The organism is Methylocystis parvus OBBP (assembly GCF_027571405.1).
Classification (GTDB): Bacteria; Pseudomonadota; Alphaproteobacteria; order Rhizobiales; family Beijerinckiaceae; genus Methylocystis; species Methylocystis parva.
This window is the reverse complement of the sequence record NZ_CP092968.1, coordinates 1,091,916-1,117,740: the sequence shown is the minus strand read 5'-3', so window position 1 is coordinate 1,117,740 and position 25,825 is coordinate 1,091,916. Positions and strand designations below refer to the sequence as shown.

Annotated in this window: 30 protein-coding genes and 1 tRNA gene; 19 read left to right on the top strand and 12 right to left on the bottom strand. The window is 63.9% G+C overall.

What is annotated here, in order from left to right; translation table 11 throughout:
- Window positions 1-45 precede the first annotated feature (45 nt).
- The gene (locus MMG94_RS05570) at window positions 46-675 is read right to left on the bottom strand and encodes a PilZ domain-containing protein (RefSeq protein WP_016918090.1); all 630 of its coding nucleotides are present in this window, start codon (window positions 673-675) and stop codon (window positions 46-48) included.
- A 180-nt stretch (window positions 676-855) separates the two neighbouring features.
- On the opposite strand from MMG94_RS05570, the gene MMG94_RS05565 reads away from it, so the two are divergent.
- Window positions 856-1,047 (top strand): DUF6494 family protein, encoded by a 192-nt coding sequence (locus MMG94_RS05565; RefSeq protein ID WP_016918089.1) that lies wholly within the window; start codon window positions 856-858, stop codon window positions 1,045-1,047.
- Between the two features lie 36 nt (window positions 1,048-1,083).
- Here MMG94_RS05565 and MMG94_RS05560 read toward each other — a convergent pair whose 3' ends face one another.
- The gene (locus MMG94_RS05560; RefSeq protein ID WP_016918088.1) at window positions 1,084-1,548 is read right to left on the bottom strand and encodes a VOC family protein; all 465 of its coding nucleotides are present in this window, start codon (window positions 1,546-1,548) and stop codon (window positions 1,084-1,086) included.
- 57 nt (window positions 1,549-1,605) lie between these two features.
- Here MMG94_RS05560 and MMG94_RS05555 point away from each other — a divergent pair, with 57 nt between their 5' ends.
- The 3 genes from MMG94_RS05555 to MMG94_RS05545 all read left to right on the top strand — a co-directional run bounded on the left by MMG94_RS05555 (window position 1,606) and on the right by MMG94_RS05545 (window position 3,370).
- On the top strand, window positions 1,606-2,049 hold the full coding sequence (locus tag MMG94_RS05555) for a MarR family winged helix-turn-helix transcriptional regulator (RefSeq protein WP_016918087.1): 444 nt from the start codon (window positions 1,606-1,608) through the stop codon (window positions 2,047-2,049).
- A 17-nt stretch (window positions 2,050-2,066) separates the two neighbouring features.
- Window positions 2,067-2,540, top strand: a complete 474-nt coding sequence (locus MMG94_RS05550; RefSeq protein WP_040578805.1) for a VOC family protein — start codon at window positions 2,067-2,069, stop codon at window positions 2,538-2,540.
- A gap of 116 nt (window positions 2,541-2,656) precedes the next feature.
- Entirely contained in the window at window positions 2,657-3,370 is a 714-nt protein-coding gene (locus MMG94_RS05545; protein ID WP_016918085.1) for an RDD family protein, read from the top strand.
- Here the strand turns inward: MMG94_RS05545 and MMG94_RS05540 are convergent.
- Window positions 3,365-4,015, bottom strand: a complete 651-nt coding sequence (locus MMG94_RS05540; RefSeq protein WP_026015986.1) for an FABP family protein — start codon at window positions 4,013-4,015, stop codon at window positions 3,365-3,367. The genes MMG94_RS05545 and MMG94_RS05540 overlap by 6 nt on opposite strands.
- A gap of 150 nt (window positions 4,016-4,165) precedes the next feature.
- Here MMG94_RS05540 and MMG94_RS05535 point away from each other — a divergent pair, with 150 nt between their 5' ends.
- The 4 genes from MMG94_RS05535 (at window position 4,166) to MMG94_RS05520 (ending at window position 7,005) form a co-directional block, all read left to right on the top strand.
- A complete protein-coding gene (locus MMG94_RS05535; RefSeq protein ID WP_016918083.1) occupies window positions 4,166-4,648 on the top strand; it encodes a DUF2948 family protein in 483 nt (160 codons plus the stop codon).
- A gap of 136 nt (window positions 4,649-4,784) precedes the next feature.
- Window positions 4,785-6,086, top strand: a complete 1,302-nt coding sequence (hisD, locus tag MMG94_RS05530; RefSeq protein ID WP_026015985.1) for a histidinol dehydrogenase — start codon at window positions 4,785-4,787, stop codon at window positions 6,084-6,086.
- Between the two features lie 29 nt (window positions 6,087-6,115).
- Window positions 6,116-6,568: a UPF0262 family protein gene (locus MMG94_RS05525; protein WP_020372384.1), complete on the top strand. Its 453-nt coding sequence runs from the start codon at window positions 6,116-6,118 to the stop codon at window positions 6,566-6,568.
- Window positions 6,565-7,005, top strand: coding sequence for an arsenate-mycothiol transferase ArsC (locus MMG94_RS05520; protein WP_016918080.1), 441 nt, complete (start codon window positions 6,565-6,567; stop codon window positions 7,003-7,005). The genes MMG94_RS05525 and MMG94_RS05520 overlap by 4 nt, the downstream gene beginning before the upstream one ends.
- Before the next feature lie 105 nt (window positions 7,006-7,110).
- Here the strand turns inward: MMG94_RS05520 and MMG94_RS05515 are convergent, their stop codons facing one another.
- The 3 genes from MMG94_RS05515 to MMG94_RS05505 are packed head-to-tail and all read right to left on the bottom strand — an operon-like array spanning window position 7,111 to window position 10,330.
- Window positions 7,111-7,332: a tautomerase family protein gene (locus MMG94_RS05515; RefSeq protein ID WP_026015984.1), complete on the bottom strand. Its 222-nt coding sequence runs from the start codon at window positions 7,330-7,332 to the stop codon at window positions 7,111-7,113.
- Window positions 7,333-7,361: 29 nt separating this feature from the next.
- Window positions 7,362-8,531 carry an amidase gene (locus tag MMG94_RS05510; RefSeq protein WP_016918078.1) on the bottom strand — a complete coding sequence of 390 codons (1,170 nt, stop codon included), beginning with the start codon at window positions 8,529-8,531 and terminating at the stop codon, window positions 7,362-7,364.
- A 26-nt stretch (window positions 8,532-8,557) separates the two neighbouring features.
- Window positions 8,558-10,330: a long-chain-acyl-CoA synthetase gene (locus tag MMG94_RS05505; RefSeq protein WP_016918077.1), complete on the bottom strand. Its 1,773-nt coding sequence runs from the start codon at window positions 10,328-10,330 to the stop codon at window positions 8,558-8,560.
- A gap of 232 nt (window positions 10,331-10,562) precedes the next feature.
- Here MMG94_RS05505 and MMG94_RS05500 point away from each other — a divergent pair, with 232 nt between their 5' ends.
- Together MMG94_RS05500 and MMG94_RS05495 are read left to right on the top strand one after the other, a co-directional pair.
- Complete coding sequence (locus tag MMG94_RS05500) at window positions 10,563-11,876, top strand: O-acetylhomoserine aminocarboxypropyltransferase/cysteine synthase family protein (protein ID WP_026015983.1); 1,314 nt, start codon at window positions 10,563-10,565, stop codon at window positions 11,874-11,876.
- Window positions 11,873-12,820 (top strand): homoserine O-acetyltransferase/O-succinyltransferase family protein, encoded by a 948-nt coding sequence (locus MMG94_RS05495; protein ID WP_016918075.1) that lies wholly within the window; start codon window positions 11,873-11,875, stop codon window positions 12,818-12,820. The genes MMG94_RS05500 and MMG94_RS05495 overlap by 4 nt, the downstream gene beginning before the upstream one ends.
- Window positions 12,821-12,906: 86 nt before the next feature.
- Here MMG94_RS05495 and MMG94_RS05490 read toward each other — a convergent pair whose 3' ends face one another.
- On the bottom strand, window positions 12,907-13,155 hold the full coding sequence (locus MMG94_RS05490; protein WP_016918074.1) for a phosphopantetheine-binding protein: 249 nt from the start codon (window positions 13,153-13,155) through the stop codon (window positions 12,907-12,909).
- A 208-nt stretch (window positions 13,156-13,363) separates the two neighbouring features.
- On the opposite strand from MMG94_RS05490, the gene MMG94_RS05485 reads away from it, so the two are divergent.
- From MMG94_RS05485 to MMG94_RS05470, 4 genes are read left to right on the top strand one after another with little or no spacing between them, the layout of a single operon-like run.
- Entirely contained in the window at window positions 13,364-14,581 is a 1,218-nt protein-coding gene (locus MMG94_RS05485) for an acyl-CoA dehydrogenase family protein (protein ID WP_016918073.1), read from the top strand.
- A gap of 14 nt (window positions 14,582-14,595) precedes the next feature.
- Window positions 14,596-15,513: an amino acid--[acyl-carrier-protein] ligase gene (locus tag MMG94_RS05480; RefSeq protein ID WP_016918072.1), complete on the top strand. Its 918-nt coding sequence runs from the start codon at window positions 14,596-14,598 to the stop codon at window positions 15,511-15,513.
- Window positions 15,514-15,543: 30 nt separating this feature from the next.
- Complete coding sequence (locus MMG94_RS05475; protein WP_016918071.1) at window positions 15,544-16,002, top strand: cupin domain-containing protein; 459 nt, start codon at window positions 15,544-15,546, stop codon at window positions 16,000-16,002.
- A gap of 12 nt (window positions 16,003-16,014) precedes the next feature.
- Window positions 16,015-16,911: a branched-chain amino acid aminotransferase gene (locus tag MMG94_RS05470; RefSeq protein ID WP_016918070.1), complete on the top strand. Its 897-nt coding sequence runs from the start codon at window positions 16,015-16,017 to the stop codon at window positions 16,909-16,911.
- Window positions 16,912-17,090: 179 nt separating this feature from the next.
- On the opposite strand, the gene MMG94_RS05465 is transcribed toward MMG94_RS05470, so the two are convergent.
- Both MMG94_RS05465 and MMG94_RS05460 read right to left on the bottom strand, forming a co-directional pair.
- A complete protein-coding gene (locus tag MMG94_RS05465; protein ID WP_016918069.1) occupies window positions 17,091-18,764 on the bottom strand; it encodes a thiamine pyrophosphate-binding protein in 1,674 nt (557 codons plus the stop codon).
- 23 nt (window positions 18,765-18,787) lie between these two features.
- Entirely contained in the window at window positions 18,788-19,654 is an 867-nt protein-coding gene (locus MMG94_RS05460) for a GNAT family N-acetyltransferase (protein WP_026015982.1), read from the bottom strand.
- Between the two features lie 110 nt (window positions 19,655-19,764).
- Between MMG94_RS05460 and MMG94_RS05455 the strand changes: the two genes are divergently transcribed.
- The 4 genes from MMG94_RS05455 (at window position 19,765) to MMG94_RS05440 (ending at window position 22,966) form a co-directional block, all read left to right on the top strand.
- A complete protein-coding gene (locus MMG94_RS05455) occupies window positions 19,765-20,013 on the top strand; it encodes a phosphopantetheine-binding protein (protein ID WP_026015981.1) in 249 nt (82 codons plus the stop codon).
- Entirely contained in the window at window positions 19,997-21,373 is a 1,377-nt protein-coding gene (locus MMG94_RS05450) for an AMP-binding protein (protein WP_016918066.1), read from the top strand. Before MMG94_RS05455 ends, MMG94_RS05450 begins: the two co-directional genes overlap by 17 nt.
- Window positions 21,373-22,095: an SDR family NAD(P)-dependent oxidoreductase gene (locus MMG94_RS05445; RefSeq protein WP_016918065.1), complete on the top strand. Its 723-nt coding sequence runs from the start codon at window positions 21,373-21,375 to the stop codon at window positions 22,093-22,095. Before MMG94_RS05450 ends, MMG94_RS05445 begins: the two co-directional genes overlap by 1 nt.
- A gap of 439 nt (window positions 22,096-22,534) precedes the next feature.
- Complete coding sequence (locus MMG94_RS05440) at window positions 22,535-22,966, top strand: group II truncated hemoglobin (RefSeq protein WP_016918064.1); 432 nt, start codon at window positions 22,535-22,537, stop codon at window positions 22,964-22,966.
- Window positions 22,967-23,007: 41 nt separating this feature from the next.
- Here MMG94_RS05440 and MMG94_RS05435 read toward each other — a convergent pair.
- From MMG94_RS05435 to MMG94_RS05425, 3 genes are all read right to left on the bottom strand, one after another.
- Window positions 23,008-23,084, bottom strand: a tRNA-Pro gene (locus MMG94_RS05435).
- A gap of 76 nt (window positions 23,085-23,160) precedes the next feature.
- Window positions 23,161-23,688: a dihydrofolate reductase gene (locus tag MMG94_RS05430; RefSeq protein ID WP_016918063.1), complete on the bottom strand. Its 528-nt coding sequence runs from the start codon at window positions 23,686-23,688 to the stop codon at window positions 23,161-23,163.
- 6 nt (window positions 23,689-23,694) lie between these two features.
- On the bottom strand, window positions 23,695-24,501 hold the full coding sequence (locus tag MMG94_RS05425; protein WP_016918062.1) for a thymidylate synthase: 807 nt from the start codon (window positions 24,499-24,501) through the stop codon (window positions 23,695-23,697).
- A gap of 166 nt (window positions 24,502-24,667) precedes the next feature.
- Here MMG94_RS05425 and MMG94_RS05420 point away from each other — a divergent pair, with 166 nt between their 5' ends.
- Window positions 24,668-25,666 (top strand): TIM44-like domain-containing protein, encoded by a 999-nt coding sequence (locus tag MMG94_RS05420; protein ID WP_016918061.1) that lies wholly within the window; start codon window positions 24,668-24,670, stop codon window positions 25,664-25,666.
- Window positions 25,667-25,825 lie beyond the last annotated feature (159 nt).

Sequence of the window (25,825 nt, the reverse complement as noted above, 5' to 3'; positions counted from 1 at the left end):
TAACGCGCGCCAATCGTTCCGGATGACGCCGGAACGATCGCAAGGCTAAAGACGCGTCGTCTCGTCGATCGCATGTTCGGGAAAGGGCGTCAGGAACTCCGCGGCGAATCCACCCTCGAAATGTCTGACGACTTTTCCGTAGGTTTTGCCGATGGAGACGCGCTCGCCGACCGGCGGCGAAAATATGGAGTCGACGCCGACGCCGGAAGCTGAAAGATCGCGGATCTTGACGATGAGTTCAACGCCGGAGTCGAGGCGGAGCAGGGCGAATTTCTGGAACGGCTCGATGCGCTCGTGCCGGCGCTGATCCGAGAGATTGAGCGCAATGCGGTTGGCGAACCAGGTGAGCTTATCCGCCAGCATCTCCCTTTTCTCGGGCGATGCGTTGATCGTCATGGAGAAACTATCGGGCGCGGCGCGCACCACGCGTCCGTGGAAGCGACCCAGCGCGTCAATATAGACGGTGACGTTTTCGCCAATTTGCGGCATGGCCGTGCTCATCAGCCTCATGCCGCCGGGAGAGATGTCGATCGTTCTGCAGTGATGCTCAGCCTTGGACTCGAGAACGCTGCGACCGAAGAGATCGATATGAACCCGTTGGAAGCGCCGGCGTTCGGAACTGGTGAAGATTGGAAGATACCCGCTAAACGACTCTGTCGTGGGATGAAGGCTCATGCGTCGCCCCGCAATTTCCGATGCGGCCACGCTAGGTAAAATCCCTTAATGCGAGCCTACTTAGATATTTTCGTTCCCAATTTTTCGAGAAGATGGTTACGCGCGGCGCCTCCGGCGGCTTCGCCCGGTTGCGCGTCGCTCATGCGCGCTAGCTAAACATGACGGGGAAGGAGCGCAGCGATGAACGAAGACGCTTTCAACATGGCCATTCGCAAATTTCTCAAGGAAGTCGGCGTCACCTCGCAACGCGAAATCGAGCGCGTCGTGCGAGAACACCGGGTCGAGGGCGGCAAGCTCAAGCTGCGAATGACGCTGACCGCGGAAGGAACGCCGCTCCAGCATGTCGTTCAGTCCGAAGTCGACGTCACTTGACGCGCGGCGATACGCCGCGCTTCGGCGCTTGCGCCGCTAATCGCCGCGAAAGGCCTTCTCCAGCGCGGCGACGTCGAGCTTCACCATGCCCATCATGGCCTGCATCGCCCGGCCGGCGGCGGCGCGGTCGGGGTCCGTCAGCAGGCGGGGCAGGGCCTCCGGCACGATCTGCCAGGAGAGGCCGAAACGGTCCTTCAGCCATCCGCAGCGATTTTCAGCGCCGCCATCGGCGAGCAGGGCCTCCCATAAGCGGTCGGTCTCTTCCTGATCCTTCGTCACAACGGAAATCGACACCGCGTCGTTCAGCGTGACGTAATCGCCCATATTCAGCGCCTGATAGGGCGTTCCAGCGAGCGAGAAGAGCGCCATCAACGCCGGACCGGTCGGCTCCGGGCGGAACGCGGTCTCGAATTCCGAGCCGGGGATGAGCGAGACATAAAAGCGCGCGGCTTCCTCCGCCTGATCCTTGAAGGCGAGACAGGTTCTGACTTTGGCTTTCATTAAGGCTCCTCGCATCTGGACAGGCGCGATAAATGTTGATATCAACATAATAAGCTCATGTCAAAGAAGCTGCCGATCGAGGTCGTATATGAGGTTCGCGACAATTGTCTTTGCCTCGCGACGCAAAGGGCGGCGCGCCGGCTTGCGCGGCGCTTCGATCGCGCCTTTGCGCCGGTCGGGCTCACCAATGGTCAGTTTTCGCTGATGATGGCGTTGAACGCGCCGCAGGCGCCGACGGTCGGCAAGCTCGCGGCGTTTCTCGCGATGGACCGCACGACCTTGACGGCCGCGCTGAAATCTCTGGAGCGGCGCGGGCTCGTGAGAGTCGCGGCCGATGAGACCGACAAGCGCGCCCGCCGCGTGGCGCTGACGGAAGCGGGACGCGAGACGCTTGTCTCCGCATTGCCGATCTGGCGCGCGACGCATGCGGCCGTGGAGAAAGAGCTCCCCGAGGGAGACGCCGAGAGGTTGCGCCTCTCGCTTGCGAACGTCTGTAGATGACAAAGAAAGGTCAGGACATGAGTGAAACTGCTCAGCGCGTCATGCCGACGCTCACGCCGCACATCGTCTGCGCCGGCGCGGCGGAGGCGATGGAGTTCTACAAAAAGGCGTTCGGCGCGACGGAGATCATGCGCATGCCCGGGCCGGACGGAAAGCTGATGCATGGGAGCATGAGGATCGGCGACTCCATGCTGATGCTTGTCGATGAAATGCCGCAATGGGGCGCGCTCGGACCGAAGGCGCGTAACGGCACGTCCGTGACGCTTCATCTGAAGGTCCCCAATGTCGACGCGCTTTTCGCGCAGGCGGTCGCCGCCGGGGCGACGGTGAAAATGCCGGTGGCCGACATGTTCTGGGGCGACCGTTACGGGGTCGTCGTCGATCCGTTCGGCCATGAGTGGTCGATCGCGACGACCGTGCGCGAACTGACGGTCGATGAAATCAGGGCCGCCGGAGAAGCCGCCTTTGCGAAAGGATGTCCGGAAGCGTGATCGGCGTCCATGTGCGCCGCCTGAGCGGGCTTGGCGCGCGGGGAGGCTTGCGCTAGCTAACCTCTCGTTTGCGCGCGGGGCGTTCTCCCGCCGCGCCGCACATTCGGAGAGGTTTCATGTCAGACCTGGCGACGCAGGACGAGGGGCGTACGGCGCATCCGCTCGACGCGAAGTTCTACGTCCGCCAGGGCGACGAGATTATCGGGCCGATTTCGGGCTTCGGACTCGTCAAGATGATCGAGACCGGGACGGCGGAGGCGCAGACCAGCGTCATGAAGCTCGGCGAGGATTGGACGGAGCTGGCGAAAATCCCGCTTTTCGCCAGCTGCTTTCCGCCCGATCTCGTCATAACGCCCGCCGCGCCGCGCCAAGAGCAGGCGCGTGACGAATATGTCGGCTTCTTTCCCCGGCTGGGCGCTTATCTTGTCGACTATCTCGTAATGTCGGCCATCGTTTTCGTCGTCGCGGTCGTGTTCGGCGTGACGCTCGCGCTGGCGACGGGCAGCGCCGAAGACCCTCTGAGCGACCAGGCCTGGCGCATTGTGGGGACGGTGATCGGCCTCATCGTCGGCGTCCTCTATTACGGCTATTTCACCTCGGGCTCCTGGCAGGCGACGCCCGGCAAACGCGCGCTCGGCATTTACGTGATCCGCACCGATGGCCGGCGCATCGGCTGGGGCCTGGCGGCCGGGCGCTATCTCGCCTATTTCCTCTCCTCGATCCCGCTGTTCTACGGTTTCCTCATGATCCTGTGGACCGACGAGCATAAAGGTCTACACGACATCGCCTGCAAGACGCGGGTCGTGAAGGGGCGGCCCACGGGGTCATGATTTCGCCGCCGCCGCGAGCGGATTGGGCTCCGCTTCCGCGACCTTGACCAGCATGTTGCGATCGCGGTGCTCGAAAGGCGTCGTCCCATTGAGCATCAGCTTCGTCACTTCGTCGTAGGACCATGTGCCGTCGTCATTGATCGTCACCTTGATGCGATATTCGTCGGTGCGGAAGGCCTCCTCCAGAAAGGGGTTGGAGCAGATGCCGTAGGTCGTCGAACCACGCGTGGCGACGAGTTCGAATTCCTTCGCGTCGGGCGCGGCCTTGCCGACCGCCATCGCCGTCTGCCCGCGAGGTATGGCGAGCGTCTGGATGACGACGCCCGTCGCGGGCTCCCACAGCCAGTAGCCGATCTGATCGTGATAGGTTTCGACCAGCCCCGGCCGCACGACATGCTGGTGATAGCGCAGCCCGTAAAAAAGCTGCGGCCCGTTGGTCTGCGGGTCGATCGGCTCCAGGACGATCCTGTCGATATAGACCTGTGTTTCCGGACCGTCCGCCTTGGGGTTGACGTCGACGCCTTTATGACCGCGCCAGACGCCGGCCATGGGGCGCAGAGGCCCGAGATTCTTCAGCGTGTCGCTGTCGACATTGGAGGGCTCGGTAAAAATGTCCTTGCCGTAAACGCCGGTTAGATCGGTCATCGCCGCGTCCTTCTCAAAACGAGTCCTGAAGGCGATCAGGCCACAGTTCGCGCGTTCGGAAAAGAGGGGCTGAAGCCCGCGCCGTCGCGCCGTGCGGCGCACTTGCGTCCCCCGGCTCCTCTCGCCATATCGCCAGCAGGGAGGAACAGAATGGCCGCAACCCCGCTCCAGGACGCCCCGTCGTTGCGTCTGCATGCGCTCGACAGCGAAGATCTCGCGCTTCTCTCGGCGCATCTTCAGGATGCGCTGGTGCGCGTCGGCGACATCGCCTTCATGCCGGGCAAGCGCCGCTTCGCGCTGGTCGGTTCGCGTTTCGACTGGGCGGCGGAGATGGAGGGACGGCTGGAGCGCTGCCGGGCGGGCCTGCATTTCGAGGGCGTGCAGCGGGTGCGGTGCCAGAAGGTCTCGCGCGACCAGCCCGACGCCATTCTCGACCTGCTGGCCGTGACCTTCGAACCGGCCGGCGAGCCGCCGGGCGGCACGATCCGCCTGACCTTCGCCGGCGGCGCGGCGATTTGTCTCGACGTCGAATGCGTCGAGGCGATGTTGACCGATCTCGGCCCGCGCTGGAAGACGGCGGCGCGGCCGAAGCATGATCTGTCTCACGCCGACCCTGGCTATTCCTCTTCCTGACGGGCCCGTTTGGGACGCGTTCATCCGCGCTCTCCACGCGCGTCGAGGCGAGCGCCCGCCGCCCCCCGTGCGTCAAAACTTGACGAAAGCCGCCGCGCAAGGTCATGACAGCCGCGAAAACCGGTTGGAGATGGAAATGACCCTGCGCTTGGACGCCGCCGCCCCTGATTTCGAGCAGCAGTTCCTGTCCCTGCTCGCCATGAAGCGGGAGTCCTCCCAGGACGTCGACGCCACCGTCCGCGCCATTATCGAGGACGTCGTCGCTCGCGGCGACGAGGCCTTGATCGACTATTCCAGGCGTTTCGACAGAATCGACCTCGCGCAGACCGGCATCGCCGTCTCCGCCGCCGAGGTCGACGCGGCGGTCGCGGCATGCCCCAGGGAGCAGCTTGCGGCGCTCGATCTCGCTCTGGCGCGCATCACCGCCTATCACGAGAAGCAGAAGCCCGAGAATCTGCGCTATCGCGACGCGGCGGGGGTGGAGCTCGGCTGGCGCTGGTCGCCTCTCGATTCGGTCGGCCTCTACGTGCCCGGCGGGACGGCGGCCTATCCATCCTCCGTCGCCATGAATGTGGTGCCCGCCAAGGTCGCGGGCGTGAAGCGCATCGTCATGGTCGTGCCGACGCCGGGCGGCCATGTCGAGCCGCTGGTGTTCGCCGCCGCCAAGCGCTCCGGCATTGACGAAATCTACCGCGTCGGCGGCGCGCAGGCCGTGGCGGCGCTGGCCTATGGCACCAGGACCATCGCCCCCGTCGCCAAGATTGTCGGGCCCGGCAACGCTTGGGTCGCGGCGGCCAAGCGCCGCGTCTTCGGCCAGGTCGGCATCGACATGATCGCTGGCCCCTCGGAAGTGCTGATCCTCGCGGACAAGACCGCCAATCCCGACTGGATCGCCGCTGACCTCCTCGCGCAGGCCGAACATGACGAGAGCGCCCAGTCGATCCTCATCACAGACAGCGTCGAGATCGCGGATGCGACGGCGGCGGCGGTCGAGCGTCACCTCTCGACGCTTTCGCGCTCGGAGATCGCCAGCAAGTCCTGGCGCGACTATGGCGCGGTGATCCTCGTCAAGAAGCTCGCGGACGCCTTGCCGCTCGCCGACCGCATCGCCGCCGAACATCTCGAAATCATCTCCGAAGACGCCGAAGAGCTCGCGGCGCGCGTCTCCAACGCCGGCGCGATCTTCATTGGCGGCTATACGCCGGAGGCGGTGGGCGATTATGTCGGCGGCAGCAATCACGTCCTGCCGACGGCGCGTTCCGCCCGCTTCTCCTCGGGCCTCAACGTGCTCGACTTCCTGAAGCGAACCTCGATCCTGAAATGCGACGCCGAGTCCCTGCGCGCCATCGGCGGCGCCGCGGTCACGCTCGGCGAGGCGGAGGGGCTCACGGCGCATGCGCGCTCCGTCGCCATTCGCCTCAACGCGCTCGGGGCGTGAGCGTGGAGGCAGGCGCGCGGAAAAGGCTGATGGCCGTCACGCTCGACGAGAATTCGATCGGGCGGGGGTCGGCCGACCAGGAGCATGAGCGCGCCATCGCCGTCTATGACTTGATCGAGGAGAACAGCTTCTCGCTGGTCGGCCATGACGGCGGCCCTTACGCGCTCAATATTTCGCTGATGGACGCGAAGCTCGTCTTCGACATTCGCGACGAGAACGGCGCCGGCGTCGTGACGCATATTCTGTCGCTGACGCCGTTCAAACGCATACTCAAAGATTATTTTCTCGTCTGCGACGCCTATTACTCGGCGATCCGCACGGCGACGCCGAGCCGCATCGAGGCGATCGACATGGGCCGCCGCGGCCTGCACAATGAAGGCGCGCAACTTTTGGCCGAGCGGCTCAAGGGCAAGATCGATTGCGATCAGGACACGGCGCGGCGGCTCTTCACGCTGATCACGGCCCTGCACTGGAAGGGATGACGGCGATGGGCGAGCGCCCGCAATCCGTCCTCTTCGCCTGCACGCTGAACACGGTGCGTTCGCCCATGGCGGAGGCGATCGCGCGGCATTATTTCGGCCGCGAAATCTATTTCGCTTCCGCCGGCATCAAGCGCGGCGAGCCCGATCCCTTCGCCATCGCCGCTATGGAGGAGATCGGCGTCGACATGTCGCGCCACAAGCCGCACACATTCGAGGATCTCGAAGATTCGAATTTCGATCTCATCGTGACGCTTTCGCCGGAAGCGCATCACAAGGCGCTGGAATTCACGCGCGCGATGGCGGTCGACGTCGTCTATTGGCCGACGCCGGACGCGACCGTGCGCCATGGCTCGCGCGACGCCATTCTCACCGCCTATCGCGAGGTGCGCGAAAGGCTGACGATGCGGATCAAGCAACTGCTTGCGCCGGGCAGGTGAGGCGGATTCGATCTCACCCTCTTTCCGTGAAACAGGAGAGGGCAGGGCGAAGCGCATGCGCTCCCCGCCGGGAAACGAGAAGCTTAAAGGGGCTGTGAAGCGCTTCTATTCGTCGACGCCCTGCTTGCCATAGCCCGGACCGAATTTATCCGCATGTAGGCGACCGCCGGTCGCCCAGTTCTCGCGCTCATACTCGTCAATAAGGACGGTCACCCATTCCGGCTGCACGTCGAGCATTTCCACCACGGCCTTGGTGACGGCTTCCGCCAATGCGCGCTTTTTCTCGATGGGCCGGCCCTTGCCGATTCTGATCGTAATCACGGGCACGCAAATTCTCCTCAAGAGCGCGCTGCGAACTATTTCTTCATCTTCCCACAAAAACGCTGCGCCAGCGCGATGAGCCTGCGGTCCGCTCCGCGACGGCCGACGAAGGACAAGGCGACGGGCGCTTCGCCATTCGCGGGCAAGGGAAGGCTGATTTGCGGCAGGCCGAAATAGCTTGCGATGAGGAAGAGCCGCATCATCTGGTAGCGCTTCGCGTCGAGCTGCTCTTCGCTCTCATTGAGCAGCGGCGCGCGGAAGGGCGCCGTGGGCATGACGAGAAAGCCGTCATCGCCGAAAAGCGCGTCGATGCGTTTTTTCGCCTCCTCCCGAAAATCTTCCGCCGCCTTTTTCTGGTCGAGCGTCACCTTTGAGGCGATGGCGAAACGTTCTTCGACGCCCTTTCCGAAGGCAGGGTGGTTCGCCGAGATCCAGGCGCCATGCGAGGCCCAGGCTTCATAGGCCTGAAGATTGCGGAAATGCGCCAAAGCCGATTTGAAAAATTCCTCGTCGAGACGGCCGTCCTGCCAGGGGCCGCTTTTCAGCATGTCCGTCGCCGGCGCCGCCGCGGCGGCGAATTCGGTCTCGACGCCGCGAAAACCGTCGCTCAGCAGAACGGCGCGATGGAATTCTCCGTTATCGGCGTCGTGGGGCAAGAGCGCCTCGCCGACGGCGGCCATCTGCGAAAGATCTCGCGCGAACCAGCCGATGACGTCGAGCGACGGGGCGAGCGGTATGACGCCGCCCATCGGGATGGCGCCGTGAGAGGAGCGAAATCCGAAGACGCCGCAGAAAGCGGCCGGCGCGCGGCAGGAGCCCGCCGTGTCCGTGCCGATGGCGAAATTGACGAGGCCGGCGGCGACGGCGACGGCCGAACCGGAAGACGAGCCGCCCGGATGGCGGTCGGGCGCCGCCGGATTGATCGGCGTGCCGAAATGCGGATTGGCGCCGAGCAGGCTGTAGGCCATCTCGTCCATATGAGTCTTGCCGACGAGTCGCGCGCCGGCTGCGAGAAGTCGATCGACGACTTGCGCGTTGGCGGCGGCGGGCGCATGAGTCGACGCCCATTGCGGATGGCCGTTGGTCGAGACCTGACCTTTGACGTCGATATTCTCCTTTACGACGAAGCTCGCGCCCCTGAGGGGACCAGCGCCGTCGACGCCTTCATTGAGAACGACCGACACTGCGCCGACATCGACTGTCATCGGGCAACCTCTCGCGCTGCAACTGCCTAAATGGAAACGACGCCCGCGAGAATTTTCTCATAAAGCGCCAAATCCAAGGCGGCATATATAGGACGCTCGGAAGTCGCGAAAAAGACAGGGTCGGGCAGGGCGCGCGGATCGAATCCTTCGGCGGCCAATTCTCGCTTCCGGTGCTTGAACGTCTCCGTGACCTCGAGACTCGCCGACAACCGGACGAAAAGCGGACGCGCATAGGCCGGAAGCTGCGCCGCGAGATGCGCATAGAGACCGGCAATGTCGAAGCCCTCCGCCGCGACGATCGCGGCCATCCCGGCGCGACCGTCCCGTCCCGGCGCCTCGACGCCATAGACATTCACGTCGAGAACGCCCGGATAGGACGCGATCGCCTGCGCGACCTCCGCCGTCGCGACATTCTCGCCTTTCCATCGGAACGTGTCGCCCACGCGATCGACGAAATAGAAAAAGCCGCGCGAATCCTTGCGCATCAGATCGCCGCTGCGCATCCAGGCGTCGCCGGGCTTGAAGACGTCGCGCAGGATTTTTTTCTGCGACGCGGCGTGGTCGAGATAGCCCTCGAAATCATTGGCGACGCGCGCAATCGCTTCGCCGGGCTCATCAGGGCCGCAGGCGATGCAAAGGCCGTCGGCGCCGCGCCGCGCGGCGTCGTTCTCCATATCGTATTTTACGAGTCGAACGACCTGGCTCGCGGCGAGAAAGCCGGGGATGCGGCCGATCGCGCCGGGTTCGCCATCGACATTGTAGAGCGAGAAATTGCTTTCGGTCGCTGCATAAAATTCGAGAATTCGCGGGACGCGAAAACGTTCCTCGAACGCCGCCCACACGTCGGGCCGCAGACCATTGCCGAGGGCCGCGCGCAGCCTGTGCCTTTTCTCCGCTTCGCTTTCGGGCGCATTTACAAGATAGCGGCAGAGCTCGCCGATATATTGGAAGAGCGTGCAATCCTGTTCGACCACGTCGCTCCAGAAGGCGCTTGCCGAGAAGCGCTCGCGCAGAAAGACCGAGCCGCCGGCGAGCAGCGGCGCGAAGATCGCGACGACGCCGCCGACCGAATGATAGAGCGGCAGGCAATTATACATTCTGTCCGCGGCGGTCACGTCCAGCAACCCGCCGAACCACTGGCCCCAGTTCAGAACGCGCTTATGAGAAACGATCGCGGCCTTCGGCAGGCCGGTTGTGCCGGAAGTGTAGATGTAAAGCGCGTGGTCGGCGATCGTCGGCTCCGTCTGCGCGTCCAACTCGAGCGGCGCGGCGGAAAGCGCAGTCAGCGCGGCCTCATGCGCATCGTCGCATATGACGAGGCGGGCGCCGCTCTGCTGCGCGGCGGGCGCGCAAATATCGGCGAGCGCGGGAGAGGCGATAAGGAGACGCGGGTTGGCGACGCCGACGCAATGCGCGAGGGCGGGCCCGACGAGATTGCTGTTGACGAGCGCGACGACGACGCCGATGCGCGTGAGCCCGAGCCAGATCGCGACATAGTCCGGCCGGCTCTCCATCGCTAGAGCGACGGCGTCGCCCTTGCGCAGCCCTTCCGCGAGGCCCCAGCGCGCATAGCGCCGCGCCTTTTCGGCAAGCTCACGAAAGGTTAACCCGCCGCGATGCGAAAGGATGGCGGGCGCATCGCCGCGCTCTCGCGCGATCTCCTCGAAGGCGAGAGGAAGGGTGCGGCGGGGGTTCTGGTCGATCGCGGCAGTGAGCTTCAGCGCGCGCAGCCAGTCACTGTTAACGGAACGGCCGGCGTTGGTGCGCGCCGGGGCGTTCATCGCGCCGTCCATCGTCATGATCTTTTCACCGTAATGATGGCTTTCCCGCGCAAAAGCGCGCGCTCTTCAGTCATATGCAACAATCCCCAGAAAAACTGAAGGAAAGAATGCGGATTCGTTAGGGTTACGGCGCGCTTTTCATCGCGGCGCGAACGAATGCCGCGTAAATCTTTAGACGATTTATCCGCATCCTCGTTCAGGTTCTTTGGCGATGCGGGCCATAGCCGCAGCGCCGCGGGAGGCGGATCTCATGCGTAACGAAACGATTGCGGTTCACGGCGGCTATGAGGGAGACCCGGCGACGCGGGCCGTCGCCGTGCCGATCTATCAGACGGTCGCATATGAATTCGACAGCGCGGACCATGCCGCGGCGCTTTTCGACCTCGAAGAAGAGGGCTTTCGCTACAGCCGCATCGCCAATCCCACCGTCGCGGTGCTCGAGCGCCGCGTGGCGCAGCTCGAGGGCGGCGTCGGCGCGCTGGCTGTCTCGACAGGTCAGGCGGCGCTTTACTACGCCTTCGCGAATGTCGCCGACAGCGGCGGCAATATCGTCTCCGCGCCGACGCTTTACGGCACAACGCATACGCTGCTCCAGCATGTGATGGCGCGCCAGGGCGTCAATGTACGCTTCGCGGCGAGCGACGCGCCCGCGGACGTCGCGGCCGCTATGGACGCCGATACGAAGGCCGTTTTCTGCGAAAGCGTCGGCAATCCGGCGGGCAATATATGCGACATGCGCGCGCTCGCCGATGTCGCCCACGCGCATGGCGTTCCGCTCATTGTCGATAATACGGTGGCGACGCCGATCCTCTGGCGACCGATCGAACATGGCGCGGACATCGTCGTGCATTCCATGACGAAATTCATGGGCGGCCATGGCGCGACTCTCGGCGGGATCATCGTGGACAGCGGCAAATTCCGCTGGGGCGATTATCCGGAGCGTTTCCCGACCTTCAACCAGCCGGACGCTTCCTATCACGGACTGGTCTATGTCGAGCGTTTCGGCGAGAGCGCCTATATTGCGCGCGCGCGCAGCGTTTATCAGCGCACGACCGGCGCCGTTCTGGCGCCGCTCAACGCCTTTCTGCTGCTGCAAGGCCTTGAGACCGTCGCGCTGCGCGTCGAACGCCATGTCGAGAATGCGCGCAAGGTGGCCGAATTTCTGCGCGACGATCCGCGCGTCGCCTGGGTGAATTATGCGGGCTTTCCCGAGAGTCCCTATTACGCGCTGGCGCAGAAATATCTCGACGGCCGCGTTCCGTCCCTCCTGACGTTCGGCGTCAAGGGCGGCCTCGAAGCCGGCAAGCGGGCCTATGACTCGCTCAAGGTCGTCAAGCGGCTCGTCAATATTGGCGATGCGAAGTCGCTCGCCTGCCATCCCGCTTCGACGACGCACCGGCAGATGTCGCCGCAGGAGCAGGCCAAGGCCGGCGTGACGCCGGAAATGCTCCGCATCAGCGTCGGCATCGAGCATATTGACGACATTATCGAGGATCTCGACGGCGCGCTGACGGCGGCGACGAATATGGCGCGCAACCCGACGCTTTTGGAGACTGCGCAATGACCGGGCAGGCCCGGCGGCCCGGAGACGTGCTGGAGATCGCGCTTGTCAACAATATGCCCGACCAGGCCTTGTCCGCGACGCAGATGCAGTTCGCGCGGCTTATCCGCGCCGCCGCCGGCGGGCGGGTGATCCGCTGGCGCTGCTATGCGCTGCCGGGCCTCGAGCGAAGCGACACGGCGCGACGCTATCTCGAACGCAGCCACGAGGATATTGAAGCGCTTTACCGGCGCGGCGCCGATGCGCTCATCGTCACCGGTTGCGAGCCGCGCGCCGCGCGCCTCGATGACGAGCCTTACTGGCCGCACATGCAGACGCTGGTCGACTGGGCGCGCGGCCATACGCTTTCGACGATCTGGTCCTGCCTCGCCGCGCACGCGGCCACTCTGCATCTTGCCGGAGTCGAGCGCCGGCCTTCGCCAAGGAAGACGAGCGGGGTCTTTTCCTTCGTCCGCGAGGGGGAGCATTGGAGCCGAAATGCGCAGCCACGCGCGTCTTTGACCCCGCATTCGCGTTATAATGATCTACCCCGCGAGGCGCTGGAGCGGCGGGGATTTCACGTCGCATCTTATGCTGACAGCGTCGGCGTGGATATGTATTGGCGCAAGGAGCCGAGCCTTTTCGTTTTCCTGCAAGGCCATCCCGAATATGACGCCGATACGCTGCTGAAGGAATATAGGCGCGACGCGCTGCGCTACCTTGCGGGCGAGAGGGCCGATTATCCCAGCCAGCCCGAAAACTATTTTAGCGCGGCGACGCAGGAAAAACTGGACGCCCTTTGCCAGCGGATCGTGTCGGGCGACCGCATGGCCGCCGAGGGGGCGCTGGCGAACATTCTGTCGGCTGAGGAATGCCGGGCGGATTGGGCGCTCGATACGACCCGTCTGTATCAAGATTGGCTCGACGAGGTTTCACATCGGGCCGTCGCGTTGCGCGCAAGCGCTTAGCGGATACGAACGCGAGGCTCTCAAATGCCCGAAAGCGGAAAACGCTCCGGCTCAGTCGCCGGAGCGTTTTTTTCAGAAGGCGGCGTTCAATGCGCGAGATCGCGCAGCAGCGCCTGGATATTCTCGATCGAACGAAAATTCGACGGCACGAGTTTCGAGCTCGGAATAGTCAGATCGAATTCGGCTTCGATCGACAGCATGAGATTGACCATCTGCATCGACGTCAGACCCAGCTCCTGAAGATCCTGATTGGGCGCCACATCATCGTGGAGCGAAATGAATTGGCCGACGATCGAGCTGATGCGGTCGGAAGTCTGAAGCGTCGTAGCGTCCACGAGTTCTCTCCAATGTGTCGCGACATTTGACATGATTCAACAATTAGAATTGTAGCGCCTACAGGTAAAGAAAAGACGCCGATTAAGCTTACAATTGGAATGGTTAACCTTTACTCCGGCAATTTTCGGAAGATCAATGGATTATTTGATATTGCGGGCCTAACTTCGCGTTCGATGCAAATGAGCGACAAATGAGGCGAGGCGCACAATGTCGACGGCGGAAAATCTCGTGACGATCGATCCTCGCAACAAATATAAGCGCGACGAAGATCTGGGCGCGCGCATTTCGGCGGCGGTCGCTGTGGCGGCGAAATACGCAAACGCCGTCGATCATGACGCGCGCTTTCCGCAGGAGGCGTTCGACGAGTTGAAGGCGCAGCGCCTGCTTGGCATGATCCTGCCGCGATCCTTTGGCGGCGACGATCGTTCCGTCGCGGATGCGGCGCAGGTCTGCTACGCGCTCGGCCGCGTCTGTTCGTCGACTGCGATGATCTACGCCATGCACATGGCGAATGTCGCTTGCGTCCTCAATCATTCGGATGGGACCGAGCGCCATATGTCCTATCTCCGTCGCATCGGCGGCGCGCAAATGCTGCTGGCTTCCTCCACCACCGAGGGTCGGAACGGCGCCAATGTCCGGTCGAGCGCCTCGGCTATTGTGCAAGAGGGCGATCGCGTCACCCTCGATCGCGACGCTTCGGTCGTTTCTTACGGCGCCGCCGCCGACGCAATCGTCACCACGGCGCGGCGTTCGCCGGAGTCGCTTTCCAGCGATCAGGTGCTCGCGCTCTTCTTCAAGGAAGACTACACGCTTGAGCGCACGTCCAAATGGGATGTGATGGGCATGCGCGGCACATGCAGCGAAGGTTTCCGGCTTCTGGCGAAGGGCGAGCCCGAGCAGGTGTTGCCTGAAGCCTATGACAAGATCCATCGCCGCAGCATGGTGCCGGTCACGCACATTCTGTGGGCGGCGTGCTGGGCCGGCGTCGCGGCCGGCGCCGTCGAGCGCGCGCAGGGCTTCATCCGCAAAGTGTCTCGCGCGCAAAAGGGCAATCTGCCGCCGGGCGCGCCTTATGCGACGCAGGCGTCGCAGTCGCTGATGAATCTGACGAGCCTGGTGGATTCCGCGACGGCCGATTATCAGAGCCGCGCAGGCGAGCCAGAGGCGCTTGACGAGATTTCGTTCCAGACGACGCTTAATCTCCTGAAGGTGAGCGCTTCCGAAATGGCGATCTCAACCGTCATGCTCGCCTTCAACGCTTGCGGCATCGCAGGCTATCGCAACGACAGCGAGTTCAGCATTTCGCGTCCGCTCCGCGACATCCTCTCATCGTCGGTGATGATCAACAATAATCGCATCCTCGGCAATGTGGCGACGTCCTGCCTGATCGGCGGCGTCCCCGAAACGATCGTGAAGGCGCGATAAAAGGGTAGAGAGCGATGGATACGGCAACGCAGACGAAGCCGGTCGCGGACCAAACGATCCTCGACCATCTGTTTCGCCCCATGGGCGTCGACGGCGTTTACGCGCGCACGCAAGCATATGAGGACGTGGTCGACGCGCTGCAGCGTCTGATTTCGCGCCATCGTCCGGACGATGCGGAAGCGTTTCGCTTTCCGCCGGTGATGAGCCTGCGCCAGCTCGAGAAACAGGGCTATCTGAACAGCTTTCCTCAGCTTCTCGGTTGCATCTGCGCGCTGCATGGCGGGGAGGCCGACGTCAACGCCGCCGTCGAACGGGCGAGGCAGGGGGCGGACTGGACCGCCGAGACGACGAGCGCCGACCTCGTCTTGAGTCCCGCCGCCTGTTACCCGATTTACCCCATCGCGTCGGAACGAGGCGCTGTTCCCGAAGAGGGGCTGACCTTCGACGTCGCGGCGGATTGCTTCCGCCATGAGCCATCGAAGGATCTCGACAGGCTTCAGTCCTTCCGTATGCGCGAATTCGTGCGCATCGGCGCGCCGGCGCAGATCGCGATCTTCCGCGAGGCGTGGATGCAGCGCGCTCAGGCGATCGCGGAGTCGCTGCAGCTTCCCTATCATTTCGATCGCGCCAGCGATCCGTTCTTTGGTCGCGTGGGCCAATTGATGGCGGCGAACCAGATCGAGCAGGCGCTGAAATTCGAATTGCTCATTCCCGTTCGCGCCGAGGGCGGACCGACGGCTTGCATGAGCTTCAACTATCACCGTGAACACTTCGGCAAGACGTGGGGGCTATTCGATGAGGCGGGCGAGTTGTCGCATTCCGGCTGCGTCGCCTTCGGGATCGACCGGCTCACGATCGCGCTGTTTGCGACGCATGGTCTTCACGTCGACGAATGGCCGCGCGGGGTGTTGGAAGTCCTTCGACTGCAGTGATCCGAAGTCGGGCGAGAGGCGGGAAGAGCAATGAGCGGTGACGACAAGATCGTTTTCTATCAGGGCAGGAATGTCGAGATGCAGGCCTGCCCGATCAACCCCGCCTGGGTGATCGAAGGCGCGCCCGTCGCGCGCAACTTCGTTCTTTCGCGGAGCGCGGATGGAAGCGCCTCCACGCTTCTTTGGGACTGCACGTCGGGCGTTTTCAACTGGTATTATGACATCGACGAAACGGTCTATCTCCTGGAAGGCTCGGTCGTCATTCGCGACGATTCCGGCGTCGAGCATCATCTCGGTCCCGGCGACCACGCGCTGTTCCGCGCGGGCTCGCACGCGGCGTGGCGCGTTGAGAGCTATGTCCGCAAAGTCGCATTCTGCCGCAACCCCGTGCCTCAGCCTGTGCTGTTCGCGGCGCGCGTCGTCAGAAGGCTCAGCCGTATGATGGGACTGGCTCCGGCGCCGGCTCCCGCGATGTTCAACGGCGTTTAGCGAGGGAAAATCATGGCGTCTCCCGTTCAGCTTCGCCCGGTCTCGCAAACCTGGACTTTCTTCCAGGGCGAATGGCGGGACGGCAATGCGCCAATCCTCGGTCCGCGCACGCATGGCGCCTGGCTCGGCTCCATGGTCTTCGACGGGGCGCGCGCCTTTGAGGGCGTGACGCCGGATCTTGATCTCCATCTCGCCCGCGTCAACAATTCGGCGCGCGAGATGTTGCTCGAGCCTACATTGAGCGTCGAGGAGTGGCGGGAGCTCGTCGAGGAGGGATTGCGCAAATTTCCTCGCGACGCGCAGCTCTACATAAGACCGATGTATTGGGCCGAAGACGGGTTGGGCGGAGGCGTGCGCTTCGAACCCAACTCGACCAATTGGTGCCTGACCATCTATGAAGCGCTGATGCCTGCGCCAAAGGGCGGCGCCGTGACGCTCTCGCCTTTCCGTCGCCCGAGCGCGGAAACCGCGCCGGTCGGCGCCAAAGCGAGCTGTCACTATGCCAATGGCGCGCGCGCATTGATCGAGGCGGCCAAGCGCGGCTTCGACAATTGCCTCATGCGCGACATGCTCGGCAATATCGCCGAGTTCGCGAATTCCAACGCCTTCATGGCGAAAGACGGGGTTGTCTTCACGCCGGCGGCGAACGGAACCTTTCTGAACGGCGTGACGCGTCAGCGCGTCATTGGCCTGCTGCGCGCCGATGGCGTGCAGGTCGTCGAGACGTCGCTGTCTTACGACGATTTCCTCAGGGCGGACGAGATATTCTCGACAGGCAATTTCCAGAAGGTCGCGCCCATGTCGCGCATCGACGACCGGGCGCTCGAAGCCGGGCTCATGTATAAGCGCGCGCGCAGTCTGTATTGGGATTTTGCCCATTCGCGGGCGCCGCTTCGTGCGGTCGGGTGATTGAAGAAGGCGCGAAATCTAAACGCGGCCTCTTCTTTCGAGACGCGCGCTTTGCCTGCTCGTCAGGATGAGGCCTAACTCGTCGGGTCGAGAAGCGGCCTTTCGAGCCGATGAGCTTGCTTAGCGAGCGCTCTCGAAGACCGAAGCGCGTCTAGAACTTTTCGTCTCTGCGATTCTATTCAACCGCGTGCGAGCGCGTCGGCGCGGATGGCGGACAGATTGGCGGCGGGGGAAATGCGATCAGGGTCGATCATCAAATGGATGATCGAGGGCCGGCCCGAGGCGCGCGCGGCGGCGAAGGCTTCCGGAAAGTCGGCGGTGCGTTCGACGCGGACGCCGAATCCGCCAAAGGCGCGGGCATAGGCGGCGAAGTCGGGATTTTTGAGATCGGTGCCGATCACGCGCGCGGGATAGTTGCGCTCCTGATGCATGCGGATCGTGCCGTAGCTGGCGTTGTCGCAGACGACGACGACGATCGGCAGATCATATTGAACCGCCGTCGCGAATTCCTGGCCGTTCATCAGGAAATCGCCATCGCCATTGAGCGAAACGACGAGCCGCTGCGGATAGAGGCGCTGGATCGCGCAGGCGGCCGGAACGCCGTAGCCCATGGTCGCCGATGTCGGCGCAAAGTGAGAGCCGTAGCGGCGAAAGCGGAAATAGCGGTGTATCCAGGAAGCGTAATTTCCGGCGCCGTTGCAGATGATCGCGTCCTCGGGAAGATTGTCGGATAGCCAGATCATGATCTGCGCGAGATCGACCTCCGCGGAGGGCGTGAAGCTGCGGGAGAAATCCAGATAATCCTGATGCGCCGCGCGCGTTTCCTTCGCCCAGCGGATGGCGGAAGGCGCCGCGAGCTTTGTCAGCGCATCGACGAAGGGTTTGGGCGAAGCATGGATCGCGAGAGCGGGCGCATAGACGCGGCCGAACTCTTCCGCCTGCGGATAGACATGGACGAAGCGGGTCTGCGGCGCCGGAATATCGAAGAGCTTGTAACCTTGAGAAGGGATTTCGCCGAGCCGCCCGCCGACGAGAACGAAGAGATCGCTTCCCTTCGCACGGGCGACGAGTTTCGGATTCGCGGCAAGGCCGAGATCGCCCGCATAGCAGTCATGCAGCGGATCGAAGAGCGGAAGACGCCGATAGCTCGTCGCGACGGGCATGTCGAAGGCGCGCGCCCATTCCATCATCTTGCGCGACGCGGCCTCGTCCCAACGCGCGCCGCCAAGGACGAAAAGCGGACGCTCGGCCGCTTCGATCATTTGCGCGAGTTGCGCCATCGCCTCGGCGCCGGGGGCCGTCTCGATGGTCGCGGCGGCTGGGCAGGCGACGGGCGCGACGCGCTCTTCAAGCATGTCCTTGGGCAGCGCCAGCGCCACCGGTCCCGGGCGGCCGCCCATGGCGACGTGGAAAGCGCGCGAGACATATTCGGCCATGCGCGCGCCGTCGTCGATTTCCGCGGTCCATTTCGTCTGGCCGCCGAACATTGCGCGGTAATCGACTTCCTGAAAGGCGCCGCGCTCTCTGTTCGTGCGTTCGATCTGGCCGATGAACAAAATCATCGGCGTCGAGTCATGTTGCGCGATGTGGACGCCAGCGAAGGCGTTGGCGGCGCCGGGCCCGCGCGTGACGAAGCAAATGCCGGGACGGCCGGTCGCCTTTCCGTAAGCGTCGGCCATCATCGCCGCGCCCGCTTCGTTGCGGCAGACGGTGAGTTTCACGTCGCGCTCATAGCAGGCGTCGAGCACGGCGAGATAGCTTTCGCCGGGCACGCAGAAGATGTGATCGACGCCGTTGACGATAAGCTGATCGACAAGCGCCTGCGCGGCGGAGATTTCGGTCACGGCTTTCACTTGGGCGCTCGGCGGGTTCGAGGTCAGGGTCCGAAGAGAACGCTCTCGCTGAAAGAGAGGTCGCCAAGGCGGGGACGCTGTGGCCCCTTGAAGTATTTCGGTCCGCGGTCGCGAAAGAACTTGCCGAAAAGTCCCGGGATTTTCTCGCTCGCGTCGACGAGAACCGTCGGATGCCCCTGCCGCAGCAGCTCTCTTCCGAGCGGACCGGCGAAGCGCTGGAAATCGGCGATGTCGCGGCAATAGACGAGCTGCAGCGTCGGGAAAAGGCCTTTGAGGATGCGTCTGGGAAGGAAGACGAAGGGATGCGCTTCTCGCTTGCCGTGCACCACCAAGGCCATGCAGCCGCGTTCGACATGGGCTGTCAGGAGATCACGCTCCTGCGCCGTCAGCGCGTCGCCATAATCGCGTTTCTTGTCGAAGGGCCGCACGCGGGCGTTGGCGGTCCAGCGGCTGAGCGCCGGAATCGTCAACATCTGCCCGTCGGCGTAACGGCGGAAGCCCTGCGCCTCGATGACGCGCCATGTATGCGTCGCGGGCGAAATATTGACATAGGTAACGTCCTTGTGGCGGACTGCCGCGGCGATGAGCAGCGAGGCGTAGCCGCGATAAAGTTCGTCGACATACCAGCTCGAAATGTTGCAGCGGATCTTGTCGCCGACGCGCGTGAAGATCATGAGAATGACGCCGACGGGCGCGCCTTCATGCTCCAGCATATAGCCGAAGCGCGGATAGCCTTCCGGCGCGTCGCGGCGCGCAAGCGTCTCCATCGCGCGGCGCCAATATTCCAGCGTGCGATCCGGAAATCCGCGCGTCAGCAATTGAGCGAGGGCGGGCGCATCCGCCTCGGCGATCATCCTGCAGCGAATTCGCGGTGTGACGTCCTGGTTCATCTGTGCTTAACCATTGTTGCGAACGTTCACCATTCGTGACCGATTTACTTGCGGATTGAAGCTAAAAATAGCTAGGTCTTTCTTAGCCGACAATGAAGAGGCGCGTAGCGATGAGCATACGGTTAACAGTGCTTTCCGTGATGGAAGAGGTTGCTGCGGAGCAGCAAAAGAAGCTGGCGCCGCTCGCCGACGACACCGCGCTCGCAAATTCGGGCCTCGATTCCCTTTGCTTCGCGATCATCGTCGCGCGCCTTGAAGATTCGCTCGGCGTTGATCCCTTCACCGCGTCGGAGGAAGTCTACTTTCCAGTGACATTGGCGGATTTTGTCGCGCTCTATGAAAATGTCGCAGCCGCTTAGCCTGCGTCTTCTCGCTCGCGCGTCGGCGCCGTCGGGCGAGGCGCGTCTCTGCGCGTCTGCGAGAAGCATTTCGTGGCGGGATGCGATCGAGGGCACGATTCTCGATGGCCGCCGCGCGGCGCTCGCCGGAAAGTCGGTTCTTATCGGCGTTTCTTCGCAATTCTTCGCCGCGCTCGCCATGCTGGAGCTCGACGGCGTCGCCGCCCGCATGGTGATTGCGCCGCCCGATTTCACGCCGGAGCGGCTTGGCTCCGTCATTTCGCAAGCGGGCGTAGACGCGATCATTTGCGACGACGAAACGAGAGATTTCGGCGCCGACGCGCAGCGCTTTCCGGTTTCCCCCTCGAGGTTCGACGCTTCGCCTCGCACGGCGCCTATCGCGACCGAATGGGTTCTGCCGACGTCAGGGACGACGGGCGCGCCGAAGCTCGTCGCGCATCGACTGGACGGGTTGCTCGGCGCCGTCATGCGCGCGGCGGGAGAAGCGGCGCCTGTCTGGTCGACTTTCTACGACATCCGCCGCTATGGCGGCATGCAGATCTTTTTGCGCGCCGCGACGAGCGGCGCCACGCTGCTCCTGACCGAAGGCGATGAAACGCTTGCGGAGCATATGTCGCGTATGGCGTCGGCAGGGATTACGCATCTTTCCGGCACGCCGTCGCATTGGCGCCGCTTGCTGATGAATCCGGAGGCGGCGCGCATTGGGCCCGCTTATCTTCGCCTTTCCGGGGAGATCGCCGATCGAGCCATTCTCGACAGTCTCGCCTCGTTCTATCCGCGGGCGAAGATCGTTCACGCTTACGCCTCTACGGAAGCGGGCGTCGGCTTTGAGGTCGCGGACGGGCGCGAAGGTTTTCCGATCTCTTATCTGGACGGCCTTCCCGGGGTCGACATGCGGGTGATCGACGGGTCGCTGCGACTGAGATCGCGGCGGACAGCGGATCGGTATATCGGCCGCGACGATCTTCAACTCGCTGACGCCGAGGGTTTCGTCGACACGGATGATCTCGTCGAGCGCGTCGGCGATCGCTTTCTTTTCAAGGGACGGCGCGCGGGCACGATCAATGTGGGCGGTCTCAAAGTTCACCCGGAAGAGGTTGAGCAGGTGATCAATGCGCATGAAGCGGTGCGCATGTCGCTCGTGAAGGCGCGGCGCAATCCGATCACGGGCGATTTGATTATCGCGCAAGTGCTGCTCAAGGAGAGCGACGTTTCGCCGGAGCGAAAGCGCGACGTGAAGGATGAAATTCTAGCGAGCTGCCGCGCGCGGCTCGAGCGTCACAAGGCGCCCGTCTCGATCGATTTCGTGGCGTCGCTCGCCATGTCGGCGGGCGGCAAGCTCTTGCGCGGGCAGGCGTGATGCGAAACGTGATCGTCACAGGCGGCAGCAGGGGGCTCGGCCTCGAGATCTCGCGCCGGCTCGTCTCCGACGGCTTTCGCGTCCTTGCCGTCGCACGCAAGGAGAGCGACGAGCTGCGAGACGAGATCGCGCGCAGCAATGGCGCGCTTTCCTTCGCGCCGCTCGATCTCGCGGAGCTCGACGCTATTCCGGACGCCGTCCTGCGTTGGAAAAAGGAGTTCGGCGCGCCTTACGGTCTCGTCAACAATGCGGCGCTCGGCACGGAAGGGCTTCTCGCGACGATGCATAATTCGCAGATCGAGATGCTCACGCGCGTCAACGTGACCGCGCCGATCATTCTCTCCAAATATGTCGTGCGCAATATGATGTCGGCCGGCGGCGGTCGCATCGTCAACATCTCCTCGATCATCGCCTCGACCGGATATAACGGTCTTGCCGTCTATGGCGCGACAAAAGCGGCGCTGGTCGGCTTCACCAAATCGCTGGCGCGCGAGGTCGGGCGCATGGGCGTCACCGTCAATGCGGTGGCCCCAGGCTTCATCGAAACGGAAATGACGGCGTCTCTCGACGCCGACGACCGCGCCAAGATCGCGGGCCGCGCGGCGCTGCGGCGGCTCGCCGCGCCGGAGGATGTCGCGAACGCCGTGGCCTTTTTGCTCGACGAAAAGGCGCGCAACGTCACCGGCGCGGTTTTGACCGTCGACGCCGGCGCGACAGCCTGAGGCGTGAAAAAACGCCCGGCGCGCAGCCGCGAAGTGGGGAGCCTGGATAGTCGAACTGGTAAGAAAATAATTGCGACGCCGCCGCGCGACGGGACGGCGGACGCCAATATGCGTCGTCTCTTCGCCAGGCAGGCGAGCGGCGAGCGTTAACCGGGCGTTAACCAAGTCGCGAGAACCTCGATTGCGCCAGGATAGCTGATCGCCACCAAGCAGGTCGATCGCGAAAGGATGCGGTTGGAAGGTTTCACGCCAGACAACCGGAATATGAATGAACCAACGCCGGCGCCCGCGCCGAGCATTGATAGAGCGGCCCGCGACCTCGGATGTAAAGGCGCGGGCCGTTTTGTTTTTCCGGCCCATCGCCGGCGGATCCCCGCGCCGATCACAGCGCCGCGCGGCTGGGCTCGGCAAGTGGCCCCTTTGTTGCTCGGTCGAGACCATGACGACGGAAGACACGCAAGAATCCGCCACATTGTTCAGTCTCGTCGGCGGGGCGTCGACGGTGGATCGCCTTGTGGAGGCGTTCTATCGCAATATGGACGAGACGCCCGCGGCGCGCGACATCCGCGCGATGCATGCGGCCGAACTCGGGCCGACCAAGGCGATCCTGAAATCTTATCTGTCGGAATGGCTCGGCGGTCCAAAGGACTACTCGTCCAAGCGCGGCCATCCACGGCTCAGAATGCGCCATGCGCGCTTCTCGATCGGCCCGGCCGGGCGCGACGCCTGGCTGCTCTGCATGAACGCGGCGCTGGAGGAGTGCATAGAAGACCCGGCCGCGCGCGCCTCGATCGGCAAGCAACTCGCCGGCCTCGCCGACTGGATGCGCAACGACCCGGACAACGCCCACGACAAAGCGCATCGCGGCTGACGCGTTTGGCGGGTTGCTCTGATGGCGGGATTTCTAGAAAATGGTCGGAGTGAGAGGATTCGAACCTCCGACCCCCTCGTCCCGAACGAGGTGCGCTACCAGGCTGCGCTACACTCCGATCCAGCGGCCGCGCGGGCTGCTTTCGAGGGGCCTTATAGCCAGTTGGGGCCGTCGCCGCAACTGGTCTTCGCGGCTTATTTCGCCTCTCCTTTCAGGCGTCGCCTCAAAGTCACATAGGTGACGTCGGCGTCGTCCTTTTCGCCGCGCGGCGGCGTCTCGCGGGCGATTTCCTCCCAGTCTTCCGGGGAGAGGACGGGAAAGCGCGCGTCGCCTTCAATATCGAGCGCGACTTCGGTGAGTTCGATCCGGTCGGTCTGCGGGAGGAGGGCGCGGTAAATTTCCTCGCCGCCCGCTACGATGATTTCGTCCGCGCCCATCTCGCTTGCGAGCCGGCGGGCGATGGCGAGCGATTCGGGCAGGCTCGTCGCCACATGGGCGCCGGGCGCCTCGTAGCCGTGGCGTCGAGTGACGACGACGCTTTCGCGGCCGGGCAGGGGACGGCCGATCGACTCCCAGGTGCGGCGGCCCATGATCATGGGCTTGCCCCAGGTGCGCGCCTTGTAACGCTTGAGGTCGCTGGAAAGTCGCCAGGGCAGGCCGTTATCGACCCCGATGACGCCGTTGCGGGACCGGGCGACGACGGCCACGAGTTTGGGAATCATAAGCCTCTATACCGCAATCGGCGCGGCGATGGCCGGCCAGGGATCGTAGCCCTCGACCGCGATGTCCTCGTAGCGGAAGTCGAAGAGCGAGGTCACGGCCGGGTTCAAGACAAGGCGGGGCAGGGGCTTGGGCTCGCGGGAGAGCTGGAGCCGCGCCTGCTCGATATGGTTCAGATAAAGATGCGCGTCGCCGAAGCTGTGGATGAAGTCGCCCGGAACGCAGCCGGTGACCTGCGCGACCATCCGCGTGAGCAGGGCGTAGCTCGCAATGTTGAAAGGCGCGCCGAGAAAGACGTCGGCGGAGCGCTGATAAAGCTGGCAGGAGAGGCGCTTGCGCCCTTCTATCTCGGCGACATGGAACTGAAAGAGACAGTGGCAGGGCGCGAGAGCCATTTTGTCGATCTCAGCCGGGTTCCAGGCGGTGACGACGAGACGCCGCGAAAAGGGATTGCGCCGGATTTCGTCGATGAGCCAGGCGATCTGGTCGATCGTCTCCCCGCCCGGCGCCGGCCAGGCGCGCCACTGGCTGCCGTAGACGGGTCCGAGATCGCCGTTTTCATCCGCCCATTCGTCCCAGATGGTGACGCCGTTCTCCTTGAGATAGCGGATATTGGTGTCGCCCTTCAGGAACCACAGCAATTCATGAATCACCGACTTCAGATGCACCCGCTTCGTCGTGACGAGCGGGAAGCCCGCCGAAAGATCGAAGCGCATCTGGTGGCCGAAAACGGAGAGCGTGCCCGTCCCGGTACGGTCCTCCTTGCGGACGCCTTCGCGCAGGATTTTGTCGATGAGGTCGAGATATTGGCGCATGTTTCAGGCGGCAGGCGAGGGGTGGGGCGACTTCCGTAGCACTGAGAATAGCCCTCTCCAATCCCGGCGGTCCGATTTCCTGCGTTTCGCCTTTGCGGCCGAGCTTTCCCCTTCCTATATCTCTTTCCCGAGGGGGAGCGACGCTCCCCGCGAAAGGGGAAAGCACATGTTGCGGTTTCTTGCGCAAAAGCGCGGATCGCTGATTTCACTGGTTCTTGCGGCGCTGCTGGCGCTCGCGCCGGCGATCGCCGAGGCGCGCATGGGCGGGGGCGGGAGCTTCGGCTCGCGCGGTTCGCGCACCTGGTCGGCCCCGCCCTCGACCCGCACCGCGCCGGGAATGGCTTCGCCCTTCGAGCGCAGCGATACGCCGCGTTCGGGTTTCGGCATGAATCAGCCGGGCTACAACCCGTCTTATGGCGGCTCGTCCTTCGGGCGCGGACTGATGGGCGGCCTCGCCGGCGGCCTGCTCGGCGCGGGCCTTTTCGGCCTGCTGACGGGGCAGGGCTTTTTCGGCGGCATGGGCGGATTCATGTCGATCATCGGTCTGCTGATGCAGATCGCCCTGATCGTCTTCCTGGCGAAGCTGGCTTTCGCCTGGTGGCAGCGCCGCAATGCGCCGGCCGGCGTCGGTCCGCAGGGCTCGACCTTCAATTTTGGCGGCGGCGCGCCCTTTGGCGGCCGTCCGGCGGGCGGTCTCGGCGCGGGTCCGACGGGATTCGGCGGCGCGGCGCCTCAGCGTCCGCGTGCGCAGCCGATTCAGGTCGCGGCCGGCGACTTCAACGCCTTCGAGCGTCTGCTCGGCGCCTCGCAGGCGGCCTATAGCCGCGAGGATCTCGACGCGCTGCGCGCCATGGCGACGCCGGAAATGATCCGCCATTTCGACGAGGAGCTCGAGAGCAACCGCCGCAAGGGGGTCGTCAACCGCGTCACCGACGTGAAGCTCCTTCAGGGCGATCTGTCGGAGGCGTGGCGCGAGGGTGGGGACGAATATGCGTCCGTCGCCATGCGCTTCTCGCTGAACGACGTCATGGAGGACCGCGCCACCGGCAAGCCCGCCCCGGGTTCGCAAGGCGCGACGCAGGCGACCGAGGTCTGGACCTTCCGCCGCCCGGCGGGCGCGAGCCCCGAGGCGTGGAAGCTCTCCGCGATCCAGCAGGCGGCGTAACGCGAAGCCTGATATTGAAAGGCGCTCCCGCTGCGAGGCGGGGGCGCCTTTTTTGTTGGTCTGGCGATCAGGCGAGCAGCGCTTGCGGCGGAAGCCGCCAATCCCTTTACGGGGAGGGGTTGCTCACGCCCGGCATTCGCCCGGTTGCATGACGAGCCG

Coding starts and splice junctions, on each gene's coding strand:
- MMG94_RS05520 (WP_016918080.1), top strand. CDS start 6,565: ATGACGGCGATGGGCGAGCGCCCGCAATCCGTCCTCTTCGCCTGCACG.
- MMG94_RS05470 (WP_016918070.1), top strand. CDS start 16,015: ATGGCGTCTCCCGTTCAGCTTCGCCCGGTCTCGCAAACCTGGACTTTC.
- MMG94_RS05505 (WP_016918077.1), bottom strand. CDS start 10,330: ATGACGATGGACGGCGCGATGAACGCCCCGGCGCGCACCAACGCCGGC.
- MMG94_RS05460 (WP_026015982.1), bottom strand. CDS start 19,654: ATGAACCAGGACGTCACACCGCGAATTCGCTGCAGGATGATCGCCGAG.
- MMG94_RS05565 (WP_016918089.1), top strand. CDS start 856: ATGAACGAAGACGCTTTCAACATGGCCATTCGCAAATTTCTCAAGGAA.
- MMG94_RS05450 (WP_016918066.1), top strand. CDS start 19,997: ATGTCGCAGCCGCTTAGCCTGCGTCTTCTCGCTCGCGCGTCGGCGCCG.
- MMG94_RS05550 (WP_040578805.1), top strand. CDS start 2,067: ATGAGTGAAACTGCTCAGCGCGTCATGCCGACGCTCACGCCGCACATC.
- MMG94_RS05480 (WP_016918072.1), top strand. CDS start 14,596: ATGGATACGGCAACGCAGACGAAGCCGGTCGCGGACCAAACGATCCTC.
- MMG94_RS05495 (WP_016918075.1), top strand. CDS start 11,873: ATGACCGGGCAGGCCCGGCGGCCCGGAGACGTGCTGGAGATCGCGCTT.
- MMG94_RS05485 (WP_016918073.1), top strand. CDS start 13,364: ATGTCGACGGCGGAAAATCTCGTGACGATCGATCCTCGCAACAAATAT.
- MMG94_RS05570 (WP_016918090.1), bottom strand. CDS start 675: ATGAGCCTTCATCCCACGACAGAGTCGTTTAGCGGGTATCTTCCAATC.
- MMG94_RS05555 (WP_016918087.1), top strand. CDS start 1,606: ATGTCAAAGAAGCTGCCGATCGAGGTCGTATATGAGGTTCGCGACAAT.
- MMG94_RS05545 (WP_016918085.1), top strand. CDS start 2,657: ATGTCAGACCTGGCGACGCAGGACGAGGGGCGTACGGCGCATCCGCTC.
- MMG94_RS05560 (WP_016918088.1), bottom strand. CDS start 1,548: ATGAAAGCCAAAGTCAGAACCTGTCTCGCCTTCAAGGATCAGGCGGAG.
- MMG94_RS05525 (WP_020372384.1), top strand. CDS start 6,116: ATGGCCGTCACGCTCGACGAGAATTCGATCGGGCGGGGGTCGGCCGAC.
- MMG94_RS05475 (WP_016918071.1), top strand. CDS start 15,544: ATGAGCGGTGACGACAAGATCGTTTTCTATCAGGGCAGGAATGTCGAG.
- MMG94_RS05445 (WP_016918065.1), top strand. CDS start 21,373: ATGCGAAACGTGATCGTCACAGGCGGCAGCAGGGGGCTCGGCCTCGAG.
- MMG94_RS05440 (WP_016918064.1), top strand. CDS start 22,535: ATGACGACGGAAGACACGCAAGAATCCGCCACATTGTTCAGTCTCGTC.
- MMG94_RS05510 (WP_016918078.1), bottom strand. CDS start 8,531: ATGACAGTCGATGTCGGCGCAGTGTCGGTCGTTCTCAATGAAGGCGTC.
- MMG94_RS05535 (WP_016918083.1), top strand. CDS start 4,166: ATGGCCGCAACCCCGCTCCAGGACGCCCCGTCGTTGCGTCTGCATGCG.
- MMG94_RS05500 (WP_026015983.1), top strand. CDS start 10,563: ATGCGTAACGAAACGATTGCGGTTCACGGCGGCTATGAGGGAGACCCG.
- MMG94_RS05425 (WP_016918062.1), bottom strand. CDS start 24,501: ATGCGCCAATATCTCGACCTCATCGACAAAATCCTGCGCGAAGGCGTC.
- MMG94_RS05540 (WP_026015986.1), bottom strand. CDS start 4,015: ATGACCGATCTAACCGGCGTTTACGGCAAGGACATTTTTACCGAGCCC.
- MMG94_RS05420 (WP_016918061.1), top strand. CDS start 24,668: ATGTTGCGGTTTCTTGCGCAAAAGCGCGGATCGCTGATTTCACTGGTT.
- hisD (WP_026015985.1), top strand. CDS start 4,785: ATGACCCTGCGCTTGGACGCCGCCGCCCCTGATTTCGAGCAGCAGTTC.
- MMG94_RS05430 (WP_016918063.1), bottom strand. CDS start 23,688: ATGATTCCCAAACTCGTGGCCGTCGTCGCCCGGTCCCGCAACGGCGTC.
- MMG94_RS05455 (WP_026015981.1), top strand. CDS start 19,765: ATGAGCATACGGTTAACAGTGCTTTCCGTGATGGAAGAGGTTGCTGCG.